We start from the raw sequence: 25,721 nt of genomic DNA on the forward strand, positions 1-25,721 counted from the left end.
TGTGCTTGGCTGGGATAAAGCGCGGTCGAAAGAGCGTCAGATCGCCATCCCCCGGTCCGCCGACGCCCGGCTTGGGGGCAAACTAGGAATGGCTCAAGGTTGCGATCATACAGACCTTCTTGCCCGGCATCGCCGGGCCACGCCCGACCTCCCCCCGGAGGGCGTGTTGTTGGGGCATAAGAGGAATGCATGACGTGAGTGCTTCGTGGAGTGAAGCACTGAAGGAGCGTTGCAAACGCCCCCCAGGTCGGGCGCGGCCCTAGGTTGATGACGAGCCCAGCCTGCCCAAAACACTCCAACTTCAAAAATGCAGTCAATTCGCTCGACAGCTATTACCTGAATCTTCCAACCGAATTATGGCGCGAAGAATATCGGGGTTCGAAATCAATGCGTCGGCAGCATTGATCGCGTCTTGATCTTGTCCAAACCCAAGCAACAGTTCTGCTGAAACGCACAAACAAAAGGAGCTTGCAGCACCAAGTTGAAAATCAGTTCCTGTTGTTCTCGCAAAGTCTTCGACTTCAATTTCGCATTGAGCAGAAACCTTTTTCAGAGCCAGTGCAGTTCCTTCCAATGGTTCGCGAACGCGCTCCCCCGCATCAAAAATTGGAAGTGTTACAAAAGCAACTCCACCGACTATCAATAATAGGATAACCACATACCGTGATCTAAATATTTTCAATGTTTGTCTCACCATAAAAAATAACCCCCACCGCTTAGCACGGAGGGGGTCATAACTTCTACCGGGTGCTGCTCTCGGTGATTTTCGCCTAAGCGAAAATCACCTGCCGCACACTGTACGCGTGGATTTACCAATCCTCGCGTACAACAACACGCGTCTTAATAGGCAGCTTCATCGCGGCCAGACGCAGGGCTTCGCGGGCGATGTCGTCGTTGACGCCATCGATCTCGAACATCATGCGGCCGGGTTTGACTTTGCAGGCCCAGAAATCGACAGAGCCTTTACCCTTACCCATACGAACTTCGATAGGCTTCGAGGTGACGGGCAGGTCCGGGAAGATCCGGATCCACACGCGGCCTTGGCGTTTCATGTGACGTGTCATCGCACGACGGGCAGCCTCGATCTGGCGCGCGGTGATGCGCTCCGGCTCGGTGGCTTTCAGACCATAGGTGCCGAAGTTCAGGTCGGACCCGCCCTTCGCCTGACCTTTGATCCGACCTTTGTGCATCTTGCGGAATTTAGTGCGTTTTGGTTGTAGCATCTAAATGCCCTCCTTTAGCGGCGGCCGCCAGCACCGCGAGGTGTTGGGCCGTCTTGGAGTTCCTGGGCTTTACGGTCACGTGCCTGTGGATCGTGTTCCATGATCTCGCCTTTGAAGATCCAGGTCTTGATCCCGATGATGCCATAGGCAGTCATCGCTTCGACATGTGCGTAATCGATATCGGCACGCAGCGTGTGCAAAGGCACGCGGCCTTCGCGGTACCATTCGGTCCGGGCGATCTCGGCGCCGCCAAGACGACCCGCAAGGTTCACCCGGATACCCAGGGCCCCCATACGCATGGCGTTTTGTACGGCACGTTTCATCGCGCGGCGGAAGGACACACGGCGTTCCAGCTGCTGTGCAATGCTTTCGCCAACCAATGCGGCGTCCAGTTCGGGCTTGCGCACTTCAACGATGTTGAGGTGCAGCTCGCTGTCGGTGAACGCGGCCAGCTTCTTGCGCAGGCCTTCAATGTCGGCGCCTTTTTTGCCGATGATGACGCCCGGGCGGGCGGTGTGGATCGTGACGCGGCACTTCTTGTGCGGACGCTCGATGATCACACGGCTGATGCCGGCTTGCTTGCACTCTTTGTTGATGAACTCGCGCATTTTGATGTCTTCCAGCAGAAGATCACCAAAGTCGGCGGAGTTCGCGTACCAACGGCTGTCCCAGGTGCGGTTGACCTGCAGGCGCATACCGATCGGGTTTACTTTGTTACCCATTATGCTTGCTCCTCAACCTGGCGCACCAGGATTGTCAGTTCTGAAAACGGCTTGACGATCTTGCCGAACCGGCCACGGGCACGGGGGCGTCCGCGTTTCATCGTCAGGTTCTTGCCGACATAGGCTTCCGCCACGATCAGCTCGTCCACGTCCAGGTTGTGGTTGTTCTCGGCGTTGGCAATCGCGGACTGAAGGCATTTCTTCACGTCGTCCGAGATGCGCTTCTTCGAAAACGTCAGGTCGGCCAAAGCGCGGTCCACCTTCTTGCCACGGATCAGCTGAGCCACGAGGTTCAGTTTCTGCGGGGAGGTCCGAAGCATGCGCAGCTTTGCCATTGCCTCGTTATCAGCCACGCGGCGGGCGTTTTTTTCCTTACCCATGGCTTACTTCCTCTTCGCTTTTTTGTCAGCGGCGTGGCCATAATAGGTGCGGGTCGGGCTATATTCGCCGAACTTCTGACCGATCATGTCTTCAGACACGTTGACTGGGATGTGTTTCTTGCCGTTGTAGACGCCAAACGTCAGGCCCACGAACTGGGGCAGGATCGTCGAGCGGCGCGACCAGATTTTGATAACTTCGTTGCGGCCAGATTCCTTGGACGCTTCGGCCTTTTTCAACACATGCGCGTCGACAAAAGGGCCTTTCCATACTGAACGAGACATGTCTAACGCCCCTTCTTCTTAGCATGACGCGAACGCAGGATGAGCTTCGACGATGCTTTTTTCTTGTTACGGGTCTTGGCACCTTTGGTCGGTTTGCCCCAAGGGGTAACCGGGTGACGACCACCAGAGGTCCGGCCTTCACCACCACCATGCGGGTGGTCGATCGGGTTCATCACAACACCACGCACAGACGGGCGGATGCCCTTGTGGCGGTTGCGGCCCGCTTTACCAAAGTTCTGGTTTGAATTGTCGGGGTTCGACACGGCACCAACGGTGCACATGCATTCCTGACGCACGAGGCGCAGCTCGCCCGAGGAAAGGCGGATTTGCGCGTAACCACCGTCACGACCAACGAACTGCGCATACGTACCAGCGGCACGTGCGATTTGCCCGCCCTTGCCTGGCTTGAGTTCGATGTTGTGGATGATTGTCCCGATAGGAAGGCCCGAGAACGGCATCGCGTTGCCCGGCTTCACGTCGGCTTTCGCGGTAGAGATGATGGTGTCGCCAACGCCCAGGCGTTGCGGAGCAAGGATATAGGCCTGCTCGCCATCTTCATATTTGATCAGCGCAATGAAGGCTGTCCGGTTCGGGTCATATTCAATGCGCTCGACGGTCGCTGGAACGTCCATCTTGTTGCGTTTGAAATCGACGATACGGTAAAGGCGTTTCGCGCCCCCACCAATGCGACGCATCGTGATCCGCCCGGTATTGTTCCGGCCACCGCTTTTCGTCAAACCCTCGGTAAGGGATTTGACCGGACGGCCTTTCCAAAGTTCCGAACGGTCGATCAGAACCAACCCACGTTGGCCTGGCGTCGTCGGCTTATACGACTTAAGTGCCATGCTTTCTGTCTTCCGTTGTAAGTGGTCGGGACGCATCCCAACCTATATGTGTATAGGGCCCCTGAGGTCCCCGATGTGTTTTGCCCGTAGGGCGGGGTTCACCCCGCCATCCGCGCAACAACAAAGCCCCAGACGAATCTGGGGCTGTGCCGATGGGGGTGTTTAGGTTGGAGGGGGTGTGGGGTCAAGACATAACTCGATACTTTACAGCGCAGGCAAGGTTGGCGATTTATTGGTGCAGAGACCGACATCAAACGTATGGCTTCTCCACGCCTGCCGACAAACTTGCCAGACGAACAGCCTCCGCATCTGCCACCTCCGTGTAATAGGGCAAGCTGTCAGGAAAAAGTTGCCGTCTAGTACAAAAACTCACTTTTTCATAAGGCTCATTCTTGTTTGAGAAGTGGCAATAAATATGTGGATATCCGTAGTATTCGTCGCCCCCGAAATCCACGTCTTCAATGTTCTCAAACGGGATCCTTCCAATCTTGAGCACCTTGACAGAGTTTTCCCTCACTTCATCATCATCTTTGTCTAATTTTAGTGGATCATGAACACGGAAGCGACCGTCGTCCAACGAGACTAGGTTATTCCACTGAAAACCAACGAGGATTCCTCGATGGTAAGTTCCAACCAAGCTAAGCCTAAACCAAGGCGAAATGCCGGTTTGGTTTTCTTCTAACTCTGGGTATTCATCCACGCGCTTCACATCGCGAATGATTACGTCTGACCTAAGTTCTTCAGAAAAATTCGTACGAATATGCTCTTCAAACTTGGGCTTCCACTTTTGTCGAAGCGCAATCTTTTGTTCTTCCTGTCGAACACCCACGGCGAGATCAGACGTAAGCCTAAACAAAAACAACCCAAGCAATAATACTCCTAGCAAAACTTCGGATGCAGTAAAAATCATGGCTAAGCTTTTTGAGGGTGAAATGTCGCCGTAGCCTAGGGTCGTGATAGTCACAACGCTGAAGTACTGCGCCTCCCAAAACGATACAGGTTTCGAAAGTCCTTGAAGGAGGTAGTACAAGAACCCGAACGCAAATACTGTTAACACATAAATTAGACCCCAGGTTATGGGCTTTGAGAAGTCGATTTTTGACAAAGGCGTTTCCTTCAGCCTAGCAAATTGGCCGTGATCTAGTCTTCTTGCAGCTAAGCACACAGCACATGAATTCAATAGCCGGGCATCGCCGGACCGGGGGATGGCGATCTGAGGGCAGTTCTGCAGAGCTTTATCCTCGCCAAGCACATCTTCCATATCAGCGACGCACCAAGACCAACCAAATCGCCAGCCCGTGGGGCCGCCTCTCGGGCATCTGCGATGCCCTGCCGGTAACGGTCTGGCGATGCGCGGGCGCTACGCGCTGTTAACCGCGCAGTAATCCATCACCCCATTAACCACGATCTTCCCCGCGCGTGTCGGTACAGGGTGTGTACAGCCTGTGTACGCATTGTGTACGCCGGTTTTCAGCCGAAATCGGCCTGTTAACCCTTATTTCTATGGGTCCAGCCCCTACCCCACCAAAACACCCCTGTACGCACCGATTAACCTTTCAGAAACGAAAAAACCCGACCCATTTCCGGGCCGGGTTCTTTGCAATTTCCGTAGGGCGGGGTTCACCCCGCCGCGAGGCTTAAAGGCCAGTCGAGACGTCGATTGTGTTGCCCTCTTCAAGGGTCACATACGCCTTCTTGACGTCCTTACGTTTGCCGAGCTGGCCCCGGAACCGCTTGGATTTACCCTTTGTAATCGTGGTGTTGACCGCTTTGACCTTCACGCCAAAGAGGTTTTCAACCGCCTCTTTGATCTGTGGTTTGTTGGCCTCGATCGACACTTCGAACACAACCGCGTTGGCTTCCGATGCCATGGTTGCTTTCTCGGTGATGATCGGCTTGCGGATCACGTCGTAATGTTCAGCTTTAGCGCTCATGACAGACGAGCCTCCAATGCTTCCAGACCGGCTTTGGTGATGACCAAAGTGTCGCGTTTCAGGATGTCGAACACGTTCGCGCCCATCGTCGGCAGAATGTCCAACCCATTGATATTGCGGGCAGCTTGCGCAAATTCCGCGTTCACTTCGGCACCATCGATGATCAGGGCGCGCTTCCAACCCAGCTCTTTGACCTGAGCGGCCAGAGCCTTGGTTTTTACGTCCTTGACGTCGATGTTGTCCAGGATCACCAGCTCACCCGCATTGGCTTTCGCCGACAGCGCGTGCATCAGGCCCAGCTTGCGGACCTTCTTGGGCAGATCATGGCCGTGGCTACGTGGCGTCGGGCCTTTGTAGACACCACCACCGCGGAAGATCGGAGCAGACCGCGCGCCGTGACGTGCGCCGCCGGTGCCCTTCTGGCGATAGATCTTCTTGGTGGAATAGTTCACCTCGGAACGGGTCTTCACCTTGTGGGTGCCGGCCTGCGCGTTGTTGCGCTGCCAACGGACCACACGGTGCAGAATGTCCGCACGTGGCTCCAGGCCGAAGATGGCGTCAGACAGCTCAACCGAGCCAGCCTTCTTGCCGTCGAGTTTGATGGCATCAGCTTTCATCGGACTTGTCTCCTTCTGGGGCTGCATCTGCTTCAGGAGCATCGCCCTCGGCCTGATCGGCCTGGATGGACGCTTCTGCTTCAGCCAATGCGGCGGCTTCTTGTGCGGCTTGCTCTTCCGCTGCTGCGGCTGCGGCGGCTTCTGCTTCAGCAGCGGCTGCTGCTGCGGCTTCTTCAGCGGCTTTCTCAGCTTCTTTGGCGGCGGAAGCCAGACCAGCGGGGAACAGGGTGTTCTCGGACAACGGCTTTTTCACCGCGTCTTTAACAGTGACCCAGCCACCTTTGGAGCCGGGAACGGCGCCTTTGATCATGATCAGGCCACGAGCCGTGTCAGTCTTCACAACCTGCAGGTTCTGCGTGGTAACACGGGCAGCACCCATGTGACCGGCCATTTTCTTGCCTTTGAACACCTTGCCCGGATCCTGACACTGACCGGTGGAGCCGTGCGAACGGTGGGAGATCGACACACCGTGGGTCGCGCGAAGGCCCCCAAAGTTGTGACGCTTCATCGCACCGGCAAAGCCTTTACCGATCGACGTACCGGCAACATCAACAAACTGGCCTTCAAAGTAATGGGCCGCGATGATTTCTTCGCCAACGGGGATCAGGTTCTCTTCCGCAACGCGGAATTCAGCGACCTTACGCTTTGGCTCAACCTTGGCGGCTGCAAAGTGACCGCGCATCGCTTTGGATGTGCGTTTCGCTTTCGCTGTGCCAGCACCAAGCTGAACCGCTGTGTAGCCGTCTTTCTCAGCAGTACGCTGAGCGACAACTTCCAGCTTGTCGAGTTGAAGAACGGTCACAGGAACCTGCTTGCCGTCTTCCATGAAGAGGCGGGTCATGCCGACCTTCTTCGCAATTACACCGGAGCGCAACATACGTAAGCCCTCCTTTAAACTTTAATTTCGACGTCAACGCCGGCAGCAAGGTCGAGCTTCATCAGCGCGTCCACAGTCTGCGGAGTTGGGTCGACGATATCCAGCAGACGCTTATGCGTGCGGATTTCGAACTGGTCACGAGATTTCTTGTCCACGTGTGGGCCACGCAGAACGGTGAATTTCTCGATCTTGTTTGGAAGCGGGATCGGGCCACGCACGTCAGCGCCGGTGCGCTTTGCGGTGTTTACGATCTCTTGGGTAGATGCATCCAGAACCCGGTAGTCAAACGCCTTCAGGCGGATGCGAATGTTTTGGCTTTGTGCCATTACACATATCCCTCTTGAGAGAGGTCTCAACGGATTGGAGGAGATCGGCTCATCCGAGCCCCTCGTCGCGTCTTATGGCGGAACATAAAGAGGGGCACGCGTGCGTACCCCTGTTCCGTAGGGTGCGTATAGACAGGGTTGTAGAGAGTCGCAACACCTTTTCGGGTAATAAATGCTGGAGATCAGCCGGGCATCGCCAGACCGCGGGGTGGCGAGCTAAGTGACGTTCTGCAGGGCTTTATTGAGGCCAAGTACATCTTCCATTCATATGGCGCGCTTATGGTAGCCAAATCGCCAGCCCTGTCGGGCGGTCTAGCGATGCCCGGCGCCTTCGGCTTGGTTCCGGGCTGGGGGAGAACTTACACCATTTCTAGTCTGGAGACATCAGGCAATAACGTGCGCTCTGTTCTGTCGTAACTCTAGCCAGTTCAGATCCGACTTTCGTTTTCCAGGCAACGCGATCCAAGGGTCACACCCTAGTTCAGCAATAGATCTAGATCTCAAACCATCTATCCCAGCACGGACGGCAAGCACTTTGTTGCGACAGACGTCCAAGTCAAAAACCCTTGCACCATGAACCATCTTGTTGCGCATACGGACCGCTTCTGGAATGTGCTGCCAAACCTGATTGCCTAAGAAATCGGGTAGCGTCCGATGCTCTCTCTCAAAAACCGGCCATAAAGCTACGAGGTCATGAAACCCCTTATTCTTAAGAAGCGCGTCACACTGCTTTGAAATAAAACCCCTATTTAGAGCGCAGAACCTTAGTGACCGACGCATAGTTTTCTCCATCGCAAAAACGGAAGCTAACAACGCCTCTGCGTGGTGTTCATTTTTTGTGAGTGCATCTAGTCTTTTGACGACTTCAGGGTATCCCAGACTGACAGGGTACATCGGTTCTCCAAATAAATTCTTCAAGAAATGCTTAATTTTACGATTCGTATCCGCAGATTCATAATAGTCTCAGCATCAAATATGTAGCTAAAAAGGCCGCCTCCTTTCGGAGACGGCCTTCTCTATTTCAACCGTAGTGCTGCTCTCGGTCACTTTCTCCAAGAAGAAAGCAACCTGCCGCACACTGGTGTTGATGTCCTAAATCACTCCGTGATTTTGGACACAACACCGGCACCCACAGTCCGGCCGCCTTCGCGGATCGCGAAGCGCAGGCCTTGCTCCATGGCGATCGGCGCGATCAGTTCGACGTCGAACTTCAGGTTGTCGCCGGGCATCACCATCTCGGTGCCCGATGGCAGCTGAACCGTGCCGGTCACGTCCGTCGTGCGGAAGTAGAACTGCGGGCGGTAGTTGGCGAAGAATGGCGTGTGGCGGCCACCCTCTTCCTTGGTCAGGATATACGCCTCGGCCTCGAACTTCGTGTGCGGGGTCACCGAACCCGGCTTGCACAGAACCTGACCGCGCTCAACGCCGTCACGGTCGATGCCGCGCAAGAGCGCGCCGATGTTGTCGCCAGCTTCGCCGCGATCCAGCAGTTTGCGGAACATTTCAACGCCCGTGCAGGTGGTTTTCGCGGTGTCGCGGATGCCCACGATTTCGATCTCTTCGCCGACGTTGATCACGCCACGCTCGACACGACCGGTCACAACCGTGCCGCGACCCGAGATCGAGAACACATCTTCCACAGGCATCAGGAACGGCTGATCCACGGCGCGCTCTGGCGTCGGGATGTAGTCGTCAACAGCGGCCATCAGTTCCTTGATCTTCTCTTCGCCGATCTCAGGGTTGTTGCCTTCCATCGCCGCCAGAGCGGAGCCCGCAATGATCGGGATGTCGTCGCCTGGATACTCGTAGGAGGACAGCAGCTCGCGGATTTCCATTTCCACCAGCTCAAGCAGCTCTTCGTCGTCAACCTGGTCCACTTTGTTCATGAACACGACCATCTTCGGGATGCCAACCTGGCGGCCCAGCAGGATGTGCTCGCGGGTCTGGGGCATTGGGCCGTCAGCGGCGTTCACAACCAGGATCGCGCCGTCCATCTGGGCGGCACCGGTGATCATGTTCTTGACGTAGTCGGCGTGGCCGGGGCAGTCAACGTGGGCGTAGTGGCGGGTCTCGGTCTCATACTCAACGTGCGCCGTCGAGATGGTGATCCCGCGCGCTTTTTCTTCAGGCGCGCCGTCAATCTGGTCATACGCTTTGAAGTCGCCAAAATACTTCGTGATCGCCGCAGTCAGCGTCGTCTTGCCGTGGTCAACGTGACCAATCGTGCCGATGTTCACGTGCGGTTTCGTGCGTTCAAACTTTTCCTTAGCCATGATGGCCTCCTTGTTTTTTCTTGTGCGGGCGGCGGGGTGAACCCCGCCCTACGGGGTGGGTGGTAGGGCGGGGTTCACCCCGCCACACCGTTAAGCAAATTTCGCTTGGATTTCTTCGGAGATGTTCGACGGAACAGCTTCGTAATGGCCGAACTGCATGGTGAAGTTCGCACGCCCCGACGACATCGACCGCAAGGTGTTGATGTAGCCGAACATGTTGGCCAGTGGCACCTGAGCGTCAATCGCAATGGCGTTGCCGCGGGTGTCTTGACCCTGAACTTGGCCACGACGCGATGTCAGGTCGCCAATGATGCCGCCGGTGTATTCTTCCGGTGTAATCACTTCGACCTTCATGATCGGTTCCAGCAGCTTCGCACCAGCCAGACGCATGCCTTCACGCATGCACATACGTGCAGCGATCTCGAATGCGAGGACGGAGGAGTCAACATCGTGGAACTTACCGTCGATCAGGGCCACCTTGAAGTCGATCACCGGGAAGCCAGCCAGTGGGCCGCTGTCCATGACCGAGTTGATGCCTTTTTCGACGCCCGGGATATATTCCTTCGGAACAGCACCACCAACGATGCGGCTCTCGAACGAATAACCTTCGCCAGGCTCGGTCGGAGTGATGATGAGTTTGACCTCACCGAACTGACCAGAACCACCGGATTGCTTCTTGTGGGTATATGTGTGCTCAACCTCTTTGGAGATCGTCTCACGATATGCCACCTGAGGCGCACCGATATTGGCTTCCACTTTGAACTCGCGCTTCATGCGGTCGACAAGAATGTCGAGGTGCAATTCGCCCATGCCCTTCATGATGGTCTGACCGCTTTCGATATCAGTTTCCACCCGGAAGGACGGATCCTCAGCCGACAGACGCTGCAGCGCGATGCCCATCTTCTCTTGGTCGCCCTTGGTTTTGGGCTCGACCGCGATCTCGATCACTGGATCGGGGAAGGTCATCGTTTCCAGAACCACCGGGTCGTTGACGGCGCAAAGCGTGTCACCGGTTGTGGTGTCCTTCAGGCCGCCCAGCGCGATGATGTCACCAGCAAAAGCTTCGGTGATCTCGTCACGGTCGTTGGAGTGCATGATCATCATGCGACCAACGCGCTCTTTCTTGCCTTTGGTCGAGTTCAGGAACGTGTCGCCCTTTTCCAGCTTACCGGAATAGATCCGTGTGAATGTCAGCGAGCCGACGAACGGGTCATTCCAGATTTTAAAGGCCAGAGCGGAGAACGCCATGTCGTCGTCTGCACGACGCGCAATGTTGCGAACTTCGTCTTCATCGCCGGGTTTGAAGCCCATGTAGTCAACGACGTCCAGCGGGGACGGCAGATAATCAACAACAGCGTTGAGCAAAGGCTGAACGCCTTTATTCTTGAACGCGGAGCCACCCAGCACAGGCACGAATGCCATGGCCAATGTGCCCTTGCGGATCAGCTTGCGCAGTGTTGGAACGTCAGGCTCGTTGCCTTCGAGATATTCCATCATCGCGTCGTCGTCCTGCTCAACAGCAGCTTCGACCAGCTTGTTGCGCCATTCGTCGGCCATGTCTTTCAGGCTGTCGCGGATCGGAGCTTTGGTCCAGGACGCGCCCAGATCTTCACCCTGCCACAGCCACTCTTCCATGGTGACGAGGTCCAACAGGCCTTCCAGCTCTGTTTCAGCGCCGATTGGAATGCCAACAGGCACAGCAACCGCACCTGTGCGCTCTTCAATCATCTTGACGCAGTTGAAGAAGTCGGCGCCGATTTTGTCCATTTTGTTCACAAAGACCATACGTGGGACTTTGTAACGGTCGGCTTGGCGCCAAACGGTTTCGGTCTGTGGCTCAACACCAGCGTTTGCGTCAAGAACGCACACCGCGCCATCGAGAACCGCCAGCGAACGCTCAACTTCAATGGTGAAGTCCACGTGGCCGGGGGTGTCGATGATGTTCATGCGGTGCTTTTCAGAGTCAGGCGTTTCGCCATCTTCTGTACGCTCCCAGAACGTAGTGGTCGCAGCGGACGTGATCGTAATTCCGCGCTCTTGTTCTTGCTCCATGTGGTCCATGGTCGCCGCACCATCGTGCACTTCGCCGATGTTGTGCTCTTTACCAGTGTAATACAGGATGCGTTCCGAACAGGTCGTCTTACCGGCATCGATGTGAGCCATGATGCCGAAGTTACGATAGCGGTCGAGTGGATATTCGCGTGCCATTGCTTTGCGTTCCTCTTACCAGCGGTAGTGGCTGAACGCTTTGTTCGCGTCGGCCATTTTGTGGGTATCTTCACGTTTCTTAACGGCCGAGCCGCGGGAGTTGACGGCATCCATCAATTCACCTGCAAGGCGTTCTTCCATCGTGTTTTCGTTGCGGGCGCGGGCCGCTTTGATCAGCCAGCGGATGGCCAATGCTTCGCGGCGCTCGGGGCGCACTTCAACGGGGACCTGATAAGTCGCACCACCGACGCGGCGCGAACGCACTTCGACGGATGGCTTGATCAGCTCAAGTGCCTCGTGGAACACTTCCACTGGGGCTTTCTTCAGCTTGTCCTCAACGCGGTCAAAGGCGTTGTAGACGATGCGCTCGGCGGCGGATTTTTTGCCGTCGATCATCAGGTTGTTCATGAATTTGGTCAGGACAGTGTCACCAAACTTGGCGTCTGGCAAAACTTGGCGCTTCTCGGCGGCGTGACGACGTGACATCTGATCTCTTCCTTACTTAGGCTTCTTCGCGCCGTATTTCGAACGGCGTTGCTTACGGTCTTTGACGCCTTGGGTATCCAACACACCACGCAGGATGTGGTAACGGACACCCGGAAGGTCTTTCACACGACCGCCGCGGATCAGAACAACAGAGTGCTCTTGCAGGTTGTGGCTTTCACCACCAATGTAGGAAATCACCTCGAACCCGTTGGTCAGGCGAACCTTCGCAACTTTCCGCATAGCGGAGTTCGGCTTCTTAGGTGTGGTTGTGTACACACGAGTGCAAACGCCACGCTTCTGTGGGCATTGCTCAAGGTGCAGCGACTTCGAGGTCTTACGCTTTGGCTGACGCGGCTTGCGGATCAGCTGTTGGATCGTTGGCATTCAGGATTTCCCCTTGTTTGCTTTCTTCTTTGGGGCATGCGCCCCGCTATGTCGGTTGCTCTTGCGAGCCTTTCGTTTGGGCGTTCGCGCGTCCGCAAACACAAAGACCCGCAACGGGTTTCCCTACCTGGGATCCGAGCGGTGGAGCTACAGAGGTTCAGGGCTAAAGGCGCCGATGAACTTGACCACTTAAATTTTGAATACATCACGGGCGTACCCCGTGTTGATTGCGCGCTTACTAGAAGGGTTCGGGTGGGGTGTCAACAGCCTGCGCCACTTCGAAAATTTGGTGGGGGCATCGCGCGGCAATCGCGTCTAAAAAATGCCTCTTTCTGAAGCGAATTGCGGCAAAATCACGACATTCTTATCGCCTCATCCGCACCGGCGAGTTTCCGCAGGCCCTTAACCTATTGTTTTCAAAATATTTCACCAACTGTTTCCGATATGGAAACGCTGCTTTCGCTTGCCTTTTCCCCGCCACAATCGGCAAATGCACGTTATATGATGGGTCAAAGCGGTCTCACTACTGAGGTCGCGTGACATTACTCCGGGAGCTGCCCCATGGTCGCTAGAAATCTGTTGGTCTTTGATAGCGAGGCATTGATCGTTACCGACGACTCCCCCTTCCGCCCTGCTGGAAGCCCGATCATCAACAACTCAAGCACGCCAAACGGCACGATCTTCGAATTCCAGTCCGGCTTTGGCAGGCAAGACGTGGTTGTCGACGACACCGGCGGCGATCCCGACGTGTTCGAAGACGATGACGTCAACAACCATTCCATCATTGACGGCGGCGGGCTGGTGCCCGCCGGCACGCAGGTTGAATCGGAATCCATCATCTTTCTGCGCGCTCTTGATGCCAACGGCAACGAGACCGGCCCAACGATCCGCCTGACCGTGTTTTCCAAAGGGGGCGATTTTGAGGACGTTTGGGGCTTTGCGACCGACGACTTCCTTGTGCCGGGTGTCAAATACGTCAAAACGTCTGGGTCCAATAACGGCGATAGCGACTACGAAGATTTTATCCCCTGCTTTGCCGCAGGCACCATGATCCGGACACCAAATGGGCCGGTTGCCGTGGAAGATCTCGACGAAGACAGCCTTGTCTGGACCCAATCCAACCCCGCCGCGCGCGTCGTTTGGGCAGGCTCCACAACTGTGCCGGCGGATGACAAGATGGCCCCCGTCTGCATCGCCAAGGGCGTGCTGGGAAATACGCATGATCTGCTCGTATCTCCCCAACACCGTATGCTGATCTCGGGTGCTGCGGCCGAACTGCTCTTCTCGGAGGAGGCTGTTCTGGTCCCCGCCATCCATCTTGTCGGGATGGAAGGCGTTACCCGTGCTCCTAGCGAGCAGGTTACCTACGTCCATCTCATGTTCGCAAAACACGAGATCATCGAAGCCAATGGCGCCCTCTCGGAAAGTTTCTTCCCAGGCGAAATGGCCATGCATGCATTGGGACGCGAAACGCGCGCCGAGTTGTTGGGGCTGTTCCCGGAATTGGACGCCAACGACACCGTAACCGCTTTGCCCTGCATCGGCGGCCCGGGTGCCAAGGTTATACGCGACTACCTGGACGCCTAGCCCAGCACAACTCGCGCCTTCGCCAGACCTCTTGGAAAGAAGATCAAAACAACAGTCATGAGATCCTCCCTCAGAGCAAAGGCAATCGATATCTGCAATGACAAGATTGCCAAGAAGGGCGAAAAAGTAGGCCTTTCGTTCTATGCATTTTTCGCCAACAAGAACGACGATCCGGAATTGCTGATGGAAGCCGCCGAATGGTGGATCAAAACGCATCAGCTTGATCACTTTGAGAAGGCGGTGAAAATCCGGGAAATGATCAGCTCAGACGTTTGAGCAACCGCAGCTTCGCCTAGTTGGTTTTCTGTCACTCTGCCGCTCAGGGATGCTTGTGTGACACCACGCGCGCCTTGCTTCCTTGGCATTCGACCATTTGCCAAAGTCAGATACTCCGTGCGACGGCGGAAAACGAAAAAGCCCCGCAGTTTGACCTGCGGGGCTCATTCAATTCGTGTCAGAGCGCAGCTTACTCGTCGCGGCTCTCTTCAGGTGTGTCGACCAGCAGATCTTCCGAGACGCTGCTGACGTCACCCAGACCCTCTTCAGGAGCGGCCAAAGCAAGCGCCGCCTCAGCCTCGGCTTTCCGAGCCTCAATCACCACATTGTCGCGATCTACGGCAATCTTGCGCATCTGTTGAGTTGCCCCGCCAGTGCCCGCTGGGATCAGACGACCCACGATCACGTTCTCTTTCAGGCCGATCAGCTTGTCACGCTTACCTTGCGTGGACGCCTCGGTCAGAACCCGCGTGGTCTCCTGGAAGGACGCCGCCGAGATGAACGAGCGTGTCTGCAAGGACGCTTTGGTGATCCCCAGCAAGATCGGCTCACCCTGCGCAGGCTCATGCCCGCGTGCGATTGCCTTCTCGTTGGCGGCATCAAACTCGGCCTTATCAACGTGCTCGCCCTTGAGCAGAGTGGTTTGACCAGACGCGCTGATCTCCCATTTCTGCAGCATCTGGCGGACGATCACTTCGATATGCTTGTCGTTGATCTTCACACCTTGCAGGCGGTAGACGTCCTGAACTTCGTCGATCATGTAGTCAGCCAAGGCCTCGACACCCATGATGGACAGGATGTCATGCGGCGCAGGGTTGCCGTCCATGATGTAGTCGCCCTTCTGGACAAAATCACCTTCCGCAACCGGGATGTGCTTGCCCTTCGGCACCATGTACTCGACCTTGTGATCCGGATCATCGGACGACTCAATCGCGATGCGACGCTTGTTCTTGTAGTCCTTGCCGAAGCGCACATACCCATCAATCTCGGCGATGATCGCGTGGTCTTTCGGACGACGGGCTTCAAACAGTTCCGCAACCCGAGGCAGACCACCGGTGATGTCCTTGGTTTTGGCACCCTCACGCGGGATACGTGCAACCACGTCACCAGCTTTGACGTCCTGGCCATCTTCGATGGACAGGATGGCGTCGACAGACATCGGGTATTTCGCCGGGTTGTCATTGTCGAGACGCACAGGCTCGCCCTTTTCATCCTCAAGGATGATCTCAGGCTTGAGGTCATTGCCTTTCGGAGCCGCACGCCAGTCGACCACGATCTTCTGGGTCATGCCGGTCGCATCATCGGTTTCGTCCTTCACGGCGATGCCGGAGATCAGATCCACGAAACGGGCCTTACCGTCTTTTTCCGCGATAATGGGCAGGGTGTAGGGATCCCATTCAAACAGCTTGTCGCCGCGAGACACTTTGGCTTTGTCTTTGACATGCAGTTTGGAACCGTAGCCGATCTTGTGGCGGGCGCGTTCTGTGCCGTTGGCGTCTGTGATGGTCAGCTGCATATTGCGGCCCATCACCACCTTTTCACCAGCCGCATTCTCGAGGATGGAGGCGTTTTCAAACGCAACCTTGCCCTCTTGGCTAGCTTCAAGGAAGGACTGTTGGCCACCTTGGGCAACGCCGCCGATGTGGAAGGTCCGCATCGTCAGCTGCGTGCCGGGCTCACCAATGGACTGAGCGGCGATGATGCCGACAGCTTCACCGGTGTTGACCAGCGTACCACGTGCAAGGTCACGACCGTAACACATGGCGCAGACGCCTTCTTCGGCCTCACAGGTCAACGGCGAGCGCATCTTGGCGTTTGGAATGTCGGCGGCGTCAATCGCATCCGCTTTCCGCTCGTCAATCAGCTCGTCACGCGCCACCAGAACCTCGTCGGTGCCGGGAACAAGAATGTCCTCAGCAGCCGTCCGGCCCAGCAGACGTTCCCCGATGGAGGAGACCACTTCGCCGTCATTCACCGCCGAAGAGGCGTTGATGAAGTTCTCGGTACCACAGTCATGCATACGCACGATGCAATCCTGCGCCACGTCAACCAGACGACGGGTCAGATAGCCCGAGTTCGCCGTCTTCAGCGCCGTGTCCGACAGACCCTTCCGGGCCCCGTGGGTGGAGTTGAAGTACTCAAGAACGGTCAGACCTTCCTTAAAGTTCGAGATGATCGGCGTCTCGATGATCTCGCCATTCGGCTTGGCCATCAGACCACGCATACCGCCCAGCTGTTTCATCTGGGTGACCGAGCCACGCGCACCGGAATGGGCCATCATGTAGACGGAGTTCGGCTCTTTCTCAGCGCCAGCCTCGTCGCGGCCAGTGCTGGAGATCGAAGACATCATGGCGTCGGTGACTTGGTCGTTACATTTCGACCAGGCATCGATCACCTTGTTGTACTTCTCACCTTGGGTGATCAGGCCGTCCATGTATTGCTGCTCGAACTCTTTAACCTGCTCGCGCGTGCCATCCACGATGGGCCATTTGGTGTCAGGGATCAGCATGTCGTCCTTACCGAACGAGATACCGGCCTTGAACGCCTCACGGAAGCCCATGGTCATGATCTGGTCACAGAAGATGACGGACTCTTTCTGTCCGCAGTAGCGGTAGACCGTGTCGATCACCTGCTGCACTTCCTTCTTACGAAGCAAGCGGTTCACCAGCTCAAACGGCGCTTTCGCGTTCAGAGGCAGCAATGCACCCAGACGCAGACGGCCAGGTGTGGTTTCGAAGCGGGTCATCACTTCGTTGCCTTCTTCGTCGATCTGCGGCAGGCGGGCCTGGATCTTGGCGTGCAGATGCACCATGCCGGAGTCCAGCGCGTGCTGCACTTCTTCCACGTCAGAGAAGACCATGCCTTCACCAACCATGCCCTCACGCTCCATCGAGATGTAGTAGAGGCCAAGGATCATATCCTGCGACGGCACAATAATCGGCGCGCCGTTGGCAGGCGACAGCACGTTGTTCGTGGACATCATCAGAACGCGGGCTTCCAGCTGCGCCTCAAGGCTCAGCGGTACGTGGACCGCCATCTGGTCACCGTCAAAGTCAGCGTTAAAGGCCGAACAGACCAGCGGGTGCAGCTGAATGGCTTTGCCTTCGATCAGCACAGGTTCGAACGCCTGAATGCCAAGACGGTGCAAGGTCGGCGCACGGTTCAGCATGACCGGGTGTTCGCGGATAACCTCGTCCAAGATATCCCATACTTCGGGACGTTCTTTTTCGACCAGTTTCTTCGCCTGTTTCACGGTGCTGGAAAGCCCTTTGGCCTCCAAACGCGAATAGATGAACGGCTTAAACAGCTCCAACGCCATCTTCTTGGGCAGGCCACATTGGTGCAGCTTCAGTTCCGGCCCCGTCACAATGACGGAACGGCCAGAGAAGTCGACGCGCTTACCCAAAAGGTTCTGACGGAAGCGGCCTTGCTTGCCTTTCAGCATGTCGGACAGCGATTTCAGCGGACGCTTGTTGGCACCCGTGATGGTCCGGCCGCGACGGCCGTTGTCAAACAGCGCATCCACGGATTCCTGAAGCATCCGCTTCTCGTTCCGCACGATGATATCGGGCGCACGCAGCTCGATCAGGCGCTTGAGACGGTTGTTCCGGTTGATCACACGGCGATAAAGGTCGTTCAGGTCGGACGTCGCGAAACGACCACCATCCAGCGGCACCAGAGGGCGCAGTTCTGGCGGGATCACTGGTACGACAGTCAGAACCATCCATTCCGGACGGTTGCCCGACTCAAGGAAGTTCTCGACCAGCTTCAGACGCTTGATGATCTTCTTGGGCTTCAGCTCACCAGTGGCTTCCGCAAGGTCTTCGCGCAGCTGCTCGGCTTCCGCTTCCAGATCAATCGCCGCCAGCATTTCGCGGATCGCTTCGGCACCGATATTGGCGGTGAACGCGTCCATGCCGTAAGCGTCTTGCGCGTCGAGGAATTCTTCCTCGTTCATCAATTGGCCGTAGGTCAGGTCAGTCAGGCCGGGCTCAATCACCACGTAGTTCTCGAAATAGAGAATACGTTCCAGATCGCGCAGCGTCATGTCCAGCATCAGGCCAATCCGGGATGGAAGCGACTTGAGGAACCAGATGTGCGCGACTGGAGCAGCCAATTCGATATGGCCCATACGCTCACGACGGACCTTTTGCAGCGTGACTTCGACACCGCATTTCTCGCAGACAACACCGCGATATTTCATGCGCTTATATTTGCCGCAGAGACATTCGTAGTCTTTGATCGGGCCAAAGATACGTGCGCAGAACAGGCCGTCACGCTCTGGCTTGAACGTGCGGTAGTTGATGGTTTCCGGCTTTTTGATTTCGCCGTAGGACCACGAGAGGATCCGCTCTGGCGAGGCCAAGGAGACTTTGATTTCATCAAAGGTCTTCGGTGGCGTGACCGGGTTAAACGGGTTGGTTGTCAGTTCCTGGTTCATTTTCAATTCCTTGAATTGGGACGTTTGGGTGGGGAGGGGCGCAGAGTTTCACCGAAACTCTGCCTCCAAAGTCTCTTCGAGACTTTGGCCCCCTATTCCTCATCCTCCGCATCCAGGAGTTCCATGTTGAGGCCGAGGCCCCGGACTTCTTTCACAAGCACGTTGAACGATTCCGGGATACCGGCCTCGAAATTGTCCTCGCCCTTGACGATCGACTCGTAGACTTTCGTCCGACCCGCAACATCGTCCGACTTCACAGTCAGCATCTCTTGCAAGGTGTAAGCCGCGCCATAGGCTTCCAGTGCCCAGACTTCCATCTCCCCGAAACGCTGGCCGCCGAACTGGGCTTTACCACCCAGAGGTTGCTGCGTAACGAGCGAGTAAGGCCCAGTGGAACGCGCGTGGATTTTGTCGTCCACAAGGTGGTGCAGTTTCAGCAAGTACTTCACGCCGACCGTCACAGGGCGGGCGAACTGCTCGCCTGTGCGGCCATCGTAAAGCACCGACTGACCGGATGTGTCGAAGCCAGCTTTCGCCAAAGCCTCGTTCACGTCGCTTTCCTTCGCACCATCAAAGACCGGCGTCGCAATCGGCACGCCCTTGCGGACGGCCTCAGCGGACTCAATCATGTCAGCTTCGATCATGTTGCCGAACGCGTCGTTATACGTTTCGTCACCATAAGCGTGCTGCAGAGCGTCACGGACGGGCTGGCTATCGCCGGTGCGTTTGAAATCATCCAAAGCGTCGTCGATTTTCAGACCCAGACCACGTGCGGCCCAACCCATGTGCGTTTCCAGAATTTGCCCCACGTTCATACGCGACGGCACACCCAGCGGGTTCAGACAGAAATCGACCGGGGTCCCGTCCTCAAGGAACGGCATGTCCTCCATCGGCACAACTTTGGAGATAACCCCTTTGTTGCCGTGACGGCCGGCCATTTTGTCACCGGGCTGCAGCTTGCGCTTCACAGCCACGAAAACCTTGACCATTTTCATCACGCCCGGTGGCAAGTCGTCCCCGCGGCGGACTTTCTCGACCTTATCCTCGAAACGCGCTTCCAGAGCACGCTTTTGCGCTTCGTACTGGCTGTTGAGGGCTTCGACCGCAGCGGCTTCCGTCTCTTCTGCCAGTGCAAGCTGCCACCACTGACCACGGGTCAGCATTTCCAGCAATTCGGCGTTGATTTCCGAATTAGGCTTCACGCCTTTCGGACCTTTCACAGCCTTCTTGCCAAGCAGCATGCCTTGCAGACGGGCGTAGATGTTGCGGTCCAGAATGGCCATCTCGTCGTCACGGTCACGCGCCAGACGCTCAACTTCTTCACGCTCGATCTGAACGGTCCGCTCGTCTTTCTCAACGCCGTGGCGGTTGAAGACACGCACTTCCACGACGGTGCCAAAGTCACCCGGTTTCACACGCAACGAGGTGTCGCGCACGTCGGATGCTTTCTCACCAAAGATCGCACGAAGCAATTTCTCCTCCGGCGTCATCGGGCTTTCGCCTTTTGGTGTGATCTTACCGACCAGAATGTCGCCCGGCTCAACATCCGCACCGATGTAAACGATGCCCGCCTCGTCGAGGTTGCGCAGCGCTTCTTCACCAACGTTTGGAATGTCGCGGGTAATTTCCTCTGGCCCAAGCTTGGTGTCACGGGCGGCGACTTCGAATTCCTCGATATGGATCGAGGTAAACACGTCGTCACGCGCGATGCGCTCGGAGATCAGGATCGAGTCCTCATAGTTGTAGCCGTTCCAAGGCATAAACGCGACGAGCACGTTTTTACCGAGCGCCAGCTCACCCATATCGGTCGATGGACCGTCAGCGATCACTTCGCCAGCAGACACAACGCCGCCCACTTTCACCAGCGGACGCTGGTTGATGCAGGTGTTTTGGTTCGAACGCTGGAATTTGCGCAGGGAATAGATGTCCACGCCCGGATCGCCGGGTTCCAGATCATCCGTAACCCGCACAACGATACGCTGCGCATCGACCTGGTCGATGATACCGCCGCGTTTCGCCTGGATTGCAGCGCCAGAGTCCGTGGCAACCACGCCTTCAATGCCTGTGCCCACAAACGGTGCATCGGCTTGCAGCAATGGAACCGCCTGACGTTGCATGTTCGAGCCCATCAAGGCCCGGTTCGCATCGTCATTCTCAAGGAACGGGATCAGCGACGCCGCGACCGAGACCAACTGCTTGGGCGAGACGTCGATCAGGTCAACATTCGCGTTCGATTGCAGCATGTATTCGCCCGACTGGCGCGTCGACACCAGATCGTTGACGAATTTCATGTTCTCATCAAGGTTCGCGTTCGCCTGCGCCACGGTGTGACGCATCTCTTCTGTCGCCGACATGTAGTGCACTTCGTCAGTCACTTGGCCGTCGACCACTTTGCGGTATGGCGTTTCGATGAAGCCATATTTGTTCACGCGGGCAAAGGTCGCCAGCGAGTTGATCAGACCAATGTTCGGCCCTTCCGGCGTTTCAATCGGACACATGCGGCCGTAGTGGGTTGGGTGCACGTCGCGCACCTCAAAGCCCGCACGCTCACGTGTCAGACCACCTGGCCCAAGCGCAGAAAGGCGACGTTTATGCGTCACTTCCGACAACGGGTTAGTTTGGTCCATGAACTGCGACAGCTGCGAGGAGCCAAAGAATTCACGCACGGCAGCAGCCGCTGGTTTCGCGTTGATCAGGTCTTGCGGCATGACAGTGTCGATCTCGACCGAAGACATACGCTCTTTGATCGCGCGCTCCATACGCAGAAGGCCCACGCGATACTGGTTTTCCATCAGCTCGCCAACGGAGCGCACGCGACGGTTGCCCAAATGGTCAATGTCGTCGATGTCGCCACGGCCATCACGCAGGTCGACCAGCGCTTTGATACAGGCGACGATGTCTTCCTTGCGCAGCGTGCGCACGGTGTCTTCGGCATCCAGATCAAGGCGCATGTTCATCTTCACGCGGCCAACAGCGGACAGGTCGTAGCGCTCGCTGTCGAAGAACAGCGTGTCAAACAGAGCCGACGCCGCTTCAACGGTGGGCGGCTCGCCCGGACGCATGACGCGGTAGATATCCATCAACGCGGTGTCGCGGCCAAAGTTCTTGTCCACGGCGACTGTGTTGCGGATGTAAGGGCCTACGTTGATGTTGTCGATGTCGAGGACGGGAATTTCCTTAACGCCGTTATCAACAAGGGTTTTCAGCGTACCACCAACAACCTCTTCGCCCTTTTTGTCCAGCTCCCATGTCAGCTCGTCACCGGCTTCAACCCAGATCTCACCGGTCTCTTCGTTGATCATGTCTCGCGCAACAAAGCGCCCGATGATGCCCTCAAACGGCAGCAGGATGTCGTTGATTTTGCCGCCGTCGACCATCGCCTTCACGGCGCGTGGAGTGACCTTTTTGCCAGCTTCGGCAATGACTTCGCCGGTCTTGGCGTCGATGATGTCAGCCGCAGGCTTGGTGCCTTTGATCCGCTCAGGGAAGAACTTGGTGGACCAGCCACCTTTCTTCGCGGCCTTGAAGGTCACGGTGTCGTAATAGGCGTCCATGATCTGCTCTTGGTCCAGACCCAGCGCATACAGCAGGGTGGAGACAGGCAGTTTCCGACGACGGTCGATCCGCGCAAAGACCACGTCTTTGGCGTCGAATTCGAAGTCCAACCACGAGCCGCGATAGGGAATAATGCGGCAAGCAAACAGCAATTTGCCGGAGGAATGGGTTTTGCCTTTGTCGTGGTCGAAGAACACGCCGGGGGAGCGGTGCATCTGGGAAACGATCACACGCTCGGTGCCGTTCACAACGAACGTCCCGTTTGGCGTCATCAACGGCATGTCGCCCATGAAGACGTCTTGCTCTTTGATGTCTTTGACCGACTTGGCGCCGGTGTCTTCGTCGATATCAAACACGATCAGGCGCAGCGTCACTTTCAGTGGCGCGCTGTAGGTCATGTCGCGTTGCTGACATTCCTCGACGTCGTATTTGGGTTCTTCCAGCTCGTATTTCACGAACTCAAGAATGGCGGTTTCGTTGAAATCCTTGATCGGGAAAACCGATTGGAAAACACCTTTGATGCCTTCGCCGTCCATCGGCTCCAGCTGGTCGCCGGATTTCAGGAACAGGTCGTAGGAGGACTTTTGAACTTCAATAAGGTTCGGCATTTCCAGCACTTCGCGGATTTTGCCGAAATATTTGCGGATGCGTTTTTGACCAACATATGTCTGAGCCATGCTCGTAGTCGCCTTTCAGTTTCCTCGGTCATGTCACCCCGGGGCCGGGCGGCATAACACTTGGATAAGGGGCGGTTCACTCAATACCTGCGCATCTTCCCACGGATGCGCTCCCGAGCGGTTTTACCGTTCCTTAGAGAAGGCCTTTATCGCGTCCAGCCGTGAAAGGCCCTCTCTGAGACGCGGAAAGCCGGACCCGAAATTCATCGGGTCCAGCTCTTTTCTTGAACCGCAGCCGAAGCTGCGTCCGATTACTTCAGCTCGACTTCGGCGCCAGCTGCTTCCAGCTTGCCTTTGATGTCTTCTGCTTCGGCTTTGTCGACGCCTTCTTTGACAGCTTTGCCGCCGGCTTCGACCAGGTCTTTTGCTTCTTTGAGGCCCAGGCCGGTGATGCCTCGGACTTCTTTGATGACGTTGATTTTGGATGCGCCAGCGGCGACCAAGATCACGTCAAATTCGGATTTCTCCTCAGCTGCGCCGCCAGCGTCGCCGCCAGCTGCACCAGCCATCATCACTGCGCCACCGGCAGCAGGTTCGATGCCATACTCGTCTTTGAGGATGGTTTTCAGTTCTTGTGCTTCCAAGAGTGTCAGACCAACAATCTCTTCCGCCAGTTTTTTCAGATCAGCCATTATACTGTTTCCGTTCCATTAAGTTGTGTTCCAACGTGTAGCTTTCAAGCCCACGAGGGTATCTGTCCAAAGATCAGGCTGCTGCCTTCTCCTCGATGGTGCTGAGAATGCTTGCGACGTTCGAAGCAGGTGCGCCAATCGCGCCGGCGATGTTCGAAGCAGGGGCACCGATGCAACCCACGATGGAAGCAATAAGCTCCTCGCGGCTTGGCATGGCGGCCACGGCTTTGACACCAGCGACATCCAACGCGTTTTCGCCCATGGCCCCACCAAGAATAACGAGCTTTTCGTTGTCCTTGGAATAGTCGTTCACCACTTTCGCGGCGGCGACAGGGTCCTCTGAGTAGGCGAGAACGGTCATACCCGAAAGGTAATCGGCGATGCTTGCGCAAGGCTGACCCTCAAGGGCGATTTTGGCGAGCCTGTTCTTGGCGACGCGGACAGACCCACCAGCTTCGCGCATACGCGCACGCAGGTCTTGCATCTCGGCAACCGTGATACCCTCGTAGTGGCTCACCACTACGACGCCAGAGCTTTCAAAGATTTGGCCGAGTTCTTCGACCAATTTCTCTTTTTGTGCTCTATCCACAGTTTCACTCCAATTGTGGAGGGTTGCCCCTCCGGCTCAGTTTTGCCCGTGTTACCACGGGCGTTCGGGTCCAATTCAGGGTCCCGAGGCCAAAATCACCCGAAGGTCGAAACCTGCGGTATCTGTCTCGTTTCCCATCTCAGGAAGGAATTATTCAGCTTTCGCCAAACCCTCCGTCTCGGACAGAACGGGGCGTCGCCGCCCCGCTAAATGGCCCCGTTGCCCGGGACCAGATCTCTTAGTTGCCGGTCGCGTTTTCGACGTTAATCGTCACGCTTGGGCCCATGGTCGAAGACACGACGATCTTCTTCATGTAAGTGCCTTTGGCACCGGCAGGCTTGTTCTTGGACACGGCACCAACGAAGGCGCGCACGTTTTCTACCAGCTTGGCTTCATCGAATGAGGCTTTGCCGATGCCTGCGTGAACCACGCCAGCTTTTTCAACCTTGAACTGCACTTCGCCGCCTTTGGCAGCTTTGACAGCGGCTTCCACATCCATGGTGACCGTGCCCACTTTGGGGTTCGGCATCAGGTTGCGGGGGCCAAGCACCTTACCCAGACGGCCAACGATTGGCATCATGTCAGGGGTTGCGATGCAGCGGTCAAAGTCGATCTTGCCGCCTTGCACGATTTCCATCAGGTCCTCGGCGCCGACAACATCTGCGCCAGCCGCTTTGGCTTCATCAGCCTTTGCGTCACGGGCGAACACGGCGACGCGGACGTCTTTGCCGGTGCCGTTTGGCAGAGCCACAACGCCGCGGACCATTTGGTCAGCGTGGCGCGGATCAACACCGAGATTCATTGCGATTTCGACGGTTTCGTCAAACTTGGCTTTGGCGTTGTTCTTCACCAGGGCCACAGCTTCTTCGACGGTGACGTCGCGCTTGCCTGCGAATTGCTCGCGGGCTGCGATTGTACGTTTACCTTTGGCCATTACTTCACCTCGATGCCCATAGAGCGGGCAGAGCCCGCGATGATCAGCATTGCGCCTTCGATGTCGTTCGCGTTCAGATCTTTCATCTTCGCTTCTGCGATTTCACGCAGCTGCTTGGATGTGACCGAACCGACGACTTCGCGCGACGGTGTGTTGGCGCCGGATTTAACTTTGGCAGCCTTTTTCAGGTAGTAAGACGCAGGCGGCGTCTTGATGTCCATCGAGAAGGACTTGTCCTGATAATAGGTGATCACGGTTGGGCATGGGGCGCCTGGCTCCATGTCCGCGGTCTTGGCGTTGAACGCCTTGCAGAATTCCATGATGTTGATGCCGCGCTGACCCAGTGCTGGGCCTACGGGCGGGGATGGGTTGGCTTGACCTGCAGGAACCTGCAGCTTCATCGTGCCAGCGATCTTCTTGGCCATGTGGCCTCTCCTTCTTACAACAGCCTCGGGTCGCGACCCTTAGCTTAC

General features: G+C 56.5%; 23 protein-coding genes. 2 read left to right on the top strand and 21 right to left on the bottom strand.

The genetic code is table 11. The annotated features are described in order from the left end of the window. Positions 1 to 313 precede the first annotated feature (313 nt). The 15 genes from Q0899_RS09890 to rpsL all read right to left on the bottom strand — a co-directional run bounded on the left by Q0899_RS09890 (position 314) and on the right by rpsL (position 12,557). Positions 314 to 697 (bottom strand): hypothetical protein, encoded by a 384-nt coding sequence (locus Q0899_RS09890; RefSeq protein ID WP_299192554.1) that lies wholly within the window; start codon positions 695 to 697, stop codon positions 314 to 316. Between the two features lie 112 nt (positions 698 to 809). Continuing rightward, positions 810 to 1,223 (bottom strand): 50S ribosomal protein L16, encoded by a 414-nt coding sequence (gene rplP, locus Q0899_RS09895; RefSeq protein ID WP_298299531.1) that lies wholly within the window; start codon positions 1,221 to 1,223, stop codon positions 810 to 812. Between the two features lie 14 nt (positions 1,224 to 1,237). Next, positions 1,238 to 1,945 carry a 30S ribosomal protein S3 gene (gene rpsC, locus Q0899_RS09900; RefSeq protein WP_298299534.1) on the bottom strand — a complete coding sequence of 236 codons (708 nt, stop codon included), beginning with the start codon at positions 1,943 to 1,945 and terminating at the stop codon, positions 1,238 to 1,240. Then, the gene (rplV, locus tag Q0899_RS09905; RefSeq protein ID WP_298299537.1) at positions 1,945 to 2,325 is read right to left on the bottom strand and encodes a 50S ribosomal protein L22; all 381 of its coding nucleotides are present in this window, start codon (positions 2,323 to 2,325) and stop codon (positions 1,945 to 1,947) included. The genes rpsC and rplV overlap by 1 nt, the downstream gene beginning before the upstream one ends. Positions 2,326 to 2,328: 3 nt before the next feature. Continuing rightward, entirely contained in the window at positions 2,329 to 2,607 is a 279-nt protein-coding gene (rpsS, locus tag Q0899_RS09910; protein ID WP_298299539.1) for a 30S ribosomal protein S19, read from the bottom strand. A gap of 2 nt (positions 2,608 to 2,609) precedes the next feature. Beyond that, positions 2,610 to 3,452, bottom strand: coding sequence for a 50S ribosomal protein L2 (gene rplB / locus Q0899_RS09915; protein WP_298299542.1), 843 nt, complete (start codon positions 3,450 to 3,452; stop codon positions 2,610 to 2,612). A 250-nt stretch (positions 3,453 to 3,702) separates the two neighbouring features. Then, entirely contained in the window at positions 3,703 to 4,713 is a 1,011-nt protein-coding gene (locus tag Q0899_RS09920; RefSeq protein WP_299192557.1) for a potassium channel family protein, read from the bottom strand. 376 nt (positions 4,714 to 5,089) lie between these two features. Next, positions 5,090 to 5,386: a 50S ribosomal protein L23 gene (locus Q0899_RS09925; RefSeq protein WP_298299548.1), complete on the bottom strand. Its 297-nt coding sequence runs from the start codon at positions 5,384 to 5,386 to the stop codon at positions 5,090 to 5,092. Further along, a complete protein-coding gene (gene rplD, locus Q0899_RS09930; protein ID WP_298299550.1) occupies positions 5,383 to 6,003 on the bottom strand; it encodes a 50S ribosomal protein L4 in 621 nt (206 codons plus the stop codon). The genes Q0899_RS09925 and rplD overlap by 4 nt, the downstream gene beginning before the upstream one ends. After that, the gene (rplC, locus tag Q0899_RS09935; RefSeq protein WP_298299553.1) at positions 5,993 to 6,880 is read right to left on the bottom strand and encodes a 50S ribosomal protein L3; all 888 of its coding nucleotides are present in this window, start codon (positions 6,878 to 6,880) and stop codon (positions 5,993 to 5,995) included. The genes rplD and rplC overlap by 11 nt, the downstream gene beginning before the upstream one ends. 14 nt (positions 6,881 to 6,894) lie before the next feature. Then, complete coding sequence (gene rpsJ, locus Q0899_RS09940; RefSeq protein WP_298299556.1) at positions 6,895 to 7,206, bottom strand: 30S ribosomal protein S10; 312 nt, start codon at positions 7,204 to 7,206, stop codon at positions 6,895 to 6,897. A 1,097-nt stretch (positions 7,207 to 8,303) separates the two neighbouring features. Continuing rightward, positions 8,304 to 9,479 carry an elongation factor Tu gene (gene tuf / locus Q0899_RS09945; RefSeq protein ID WP_299192561.1) on the bottom strand — a complete coding sequence of 392 codons (1,176 nt, stop codon included), beginning with the start codon at positions 9,477 to 9,479 and terminating at the stop codon, positions 8,304 to 8,306. A 90-nt stretch (positions 9,480 to 9,569) separates the two neighbouring features. Continuing rightward, on the bottom strand, positions 9,570 to 11,687 hold the full coding sequence (gene fusA, locus Q0899_RS09950; RefSeq protein WP_298299573.1) for an elongation factor G: 2,118 nt from the start codon (positions 11,685 to 11,687) through the stop codon (positions 9,570 to 9,572). Between the two features lie 15 nt (positions 11,688 to 11,702). Continuing rightward, entirely contained in the window at positions 11,703 to 12,173 is a 471-nt protein-coding gene (gene rpsG / locus Q0899_RS09955) for a 30S ribosomal protein S7 (protein ID WP_298299578.1), read from the bottom strand. A 12-nt stretch (positions 12,174 to 12,185) separates the two neighbouring features. Continuing rightward, complete coding sequence (rpsL, locus tag Q0899_RS09960) at positions 12,186 to 12,557, bottom strand: 30S ribosomal protein S12 (RefSeq protein WP_298299582.1); 372 nt, start codon at positions 12,555 to 12,557, stop codon at positions 12,186 to 12,188. A 561-nt stretch (positions 12,558 to 13,118) separates the two neighbouring features. On the opposite strand from rpsL, the gene Q0899_RS09965 reads away from it, so the two are divergent. Both Q0899_RS09965 and Q0899_RS09970 read left to right on the top strand, forming a co-directional pair. Next, complete coding sequence (locus Q0899_RS09965) at positions 13,119 to 14,144, top strand: Hint domain-containing protein (RefSeq protein ID WP_298299586.1); 1,026 nt, start codon at positions 13,119 to 13,121, stop codon at positions 14,142 to 14,144. A gap of 57 nt (positions 14,145 to 14,201) precedes the next feature. Further along, positions 14,202 to 14,420, top strand: a complete 219-nt coding sequence (locus Q0899_RS09970; RefSeq protein WP_298299588.1) for a DUF6500 family protein — start codon at positions 14,202 to 14,204, stop codon at positions 14,418 to 14,420. 190 nt (positions 14,421 to 14,610) lie between these two features. Here Q0899_RS09970 and rpoC read toward each other — a convergent pair whose 3' ends face one another. From rpoC to rplK, 6 genes are all read right to left on the bottom strand, one after another. After that, positions 14,611 to 18,861, bottom strand: a complete 4,251-nt coding sequence (gene rpoC, locus Q0899_RS09975; protein ID WP_298299590.1) for a DNA-directed RNA polymerase subunit beta' — start codon at positions 18,859 to 18,861, stop codon at positions 14,611 to 14,613. A gap of 92 nt (positions 18,862 to 18,953) precedes the next feature. Further along, the gene (gene rpoB / locus Q0899_RS09980; protein ID WP_298299593.1) at positions 18,954 to 23,093 is read right to left on the bottom strand and encodes a DNA-directed RNA polymerase subunit beta; all 4,140 of its coding nucleotides are present in this window, start codon (positions 23,091 to 23,093) and stop codon (positions 18,954 to 18,956) included. A 251-nt stretch (positions 23,094 to 23,344) separates the two neighbouring features. Beyond that, positions 23,345 to 23,725, bottom strand: coding sequence for a 50S ribosomal protein L7/L12 (rplL, locus tag Q0899_RS09985; protein ID WP_298299596.1), 381 nt, complete (start codon positions 23,723 to 23,725; stop codon positions 23,345 to 23,347). Between the two features lie 73 nt (positions 23,726 to 23,798). Beyond that, positions 23,799 to 24,314, bottom strand: coding sequence for a 50S ribosomal protein L10 (gene rplJ, locus Q0899_RS09990; protein ID WP_298299600.1), 516 nt, complete (start codon positions 24,312 to 24,314; stop codon positions 23,799 to 23,801). 238 nt (positions 24,315 to 24,552) lie between these two features. After that, positions 24,553 to 25,248: a 50S ribosomal protein L1 gene (gene rplA / locus Q0899_RS09995; RefSeq protein ID WP_298299604.1), complete on the bottom strand. Its 696-nt coding sequence runs from the start codon at positions 25,246 to 25,248 to the stop codon at positions 24,553 to 24,555. Next, on the bottom strand, positions 25,248 to 25,673 hold the full coding sequence (gene rplK, locus Q0899_RS10000) for a 50S ribosomal protein L11 (protein WP_298299608.1): 426 nt from the start codon (positions 25,671 to 25,673) through the stop codon (positions 25,248 to 25,250). Before rplK ends, rplA begins: the two co-directional genes overlap by 1 nt. Between the last annotated feature and the right edge of the window lie 48 nt (positions 25,674 to 25,721).

The sequence above is a fragment of the uncultured Litoreibacter sp. genome, assembly GCF_947501785.1.
GTDB lineage: Bacteria > Pseudomonadota > Alphaproteobacteria > Rhodobacterales > Rhodobacteraceae > Litoreibacter.

Coding starts and splice junctions, on each gene's coding strand:
- Q0899_RS09890 (WP_299192554.1), bottom strand. CDS start 697: ATGGTGAGACAAACATTGAAAATATTTAGATCACGGTATGTGGTTATC.
- rplP (WP_298299531.1), bottom strand. CDS start 1,223: ATGCTACAACCAAAACGCACTAAATTCCGCAAGATGCACAAAGGTCGG.
- rpsC (WP_298299534.1), bottom strand. CDS start 1,945: ATGGGTAACAAAGTAAACCCGATCGGTATGCGCCTGCAGGTCAACCGC.
- rplV (WP_298299537.1), bottom strand. CDS start 2,325: ATGGGTAAGGAAAAAAACGCCCGCCGCGTGGCTGATAACGAGGCAATG.
- rpsS (WP_298299539.1), bottom strand. CDS start 2,607: ATGTCTCGTTCAGTATGGAAAGGCCCTTTTGTCGACGCGCATGTGTTG.
- rplB (WP_298299542.1), bottom strand. CDS start 3,452: ATGGCACTTAAGTCGTATAAGCCGACGACGCCAGGCCAACGTGGGTTG.
- Q0899_RS09920 (WP_299192557.1), bottom strand. CDS start 4,713: ATGGAAGATGTGCTTGGCGAGGATAAAGCTCTGCAGAACTGCCCTCAG.
- Q0899_RS09925 (WP_298299548.1), bottom strand. CDS start 5,386: ATGAGCGCTAAAGCTGAACATTACGACGTGATCCGCAAGCCGATCATC.
- rplD (WP_298299550.1), bottom strand. CDS start 6,003: ATGAAAGCTGATGCCATCAAACTCGACGGCAAGAAGGCTGGCTCGGTT.
- rplC (WP_298299553.1), bottom strand. CDS start 6,880: ATGTTGCGCTCCGGTGTAATTGCGAAGAAGGTCGGCATGACCCGCCTC.
- rpsJ (WP_298299556.1), bottom strand. CDS start 7,206: ATGGCACAAAGCCAAAACATTCGCATCCGCCTGAAGGCGTTTGACTAC.
- tuf (WP_299192561.1), bottom strand. CDS start 9,479: ATGGCTAAGGAAAAGTTTGAACGCACGAAACCGCACGTGAACATCGGC.
- fusA (WP_298299573.1), bottom strand. CDS start 11,687: ATGGCACGCGAATATCCACTCGACCGCTATCGTAACTTCGGCATCATG.
- rpsG (WP_298299578.1), bottom strand. CDS start 12,173: ATGTCACGTCGTCACGCCGCCGAGAAGCGCCAAGTTTTGCCAGACGCC.
- rpsL (WP_298299582.1), bottom strand. CDS start 12,557: ATGCCAACGATCCAACAGCTGATCCGCAAGCCGCGTCAGCCAAAGCGT.
- Q0899_RS09965 (WP_298299586.1), top strand. CDS start 13,119: ATGGTCGCTAGAAATCTGTTGGTCTTTGATAGCGAGGCATTGATCGTT.
- Q0899_RS09970 (WP_298299588.1), top strand. CDS start 14,202: ATGAGATCCTCCCTCAGAGCAAAGGCAATCGATATCTGCAATGACAAG.
- rpoC (WP_298299590.1), bottom strand. CDS start 18,861: ATGAACCAGGAACTGACAACCAACCCGTTTAACCCGGTCACGCCACCG.
- rpoB (WP_298299593.1), bottom strand. CDS start 23,093: ATGGCTCAGACATATGTTGGTCAAAAACGCATCCGCAAATATTTCGGC.
- rplL (WP_298299596.1), bottom strand. CDS start 23,725: ATGGCTGATCTGAAAAAACTGGCGGAAGAGATTGTTGGTCTGACACTC.
- rplA (WP_298299604.1), bottom strand. CDS start 25,248: ATGGCCAAAGGTAAACGTACAATCGCAGCCCGCGAGCAATTCGCAGGC.
- rplK (WP_298299608.1), bottom strand. CDS start 25,673: ATGGCCAAGAAGATCGCTGGCACGATGAAGCTGCAGGTTCCTGCAGGT.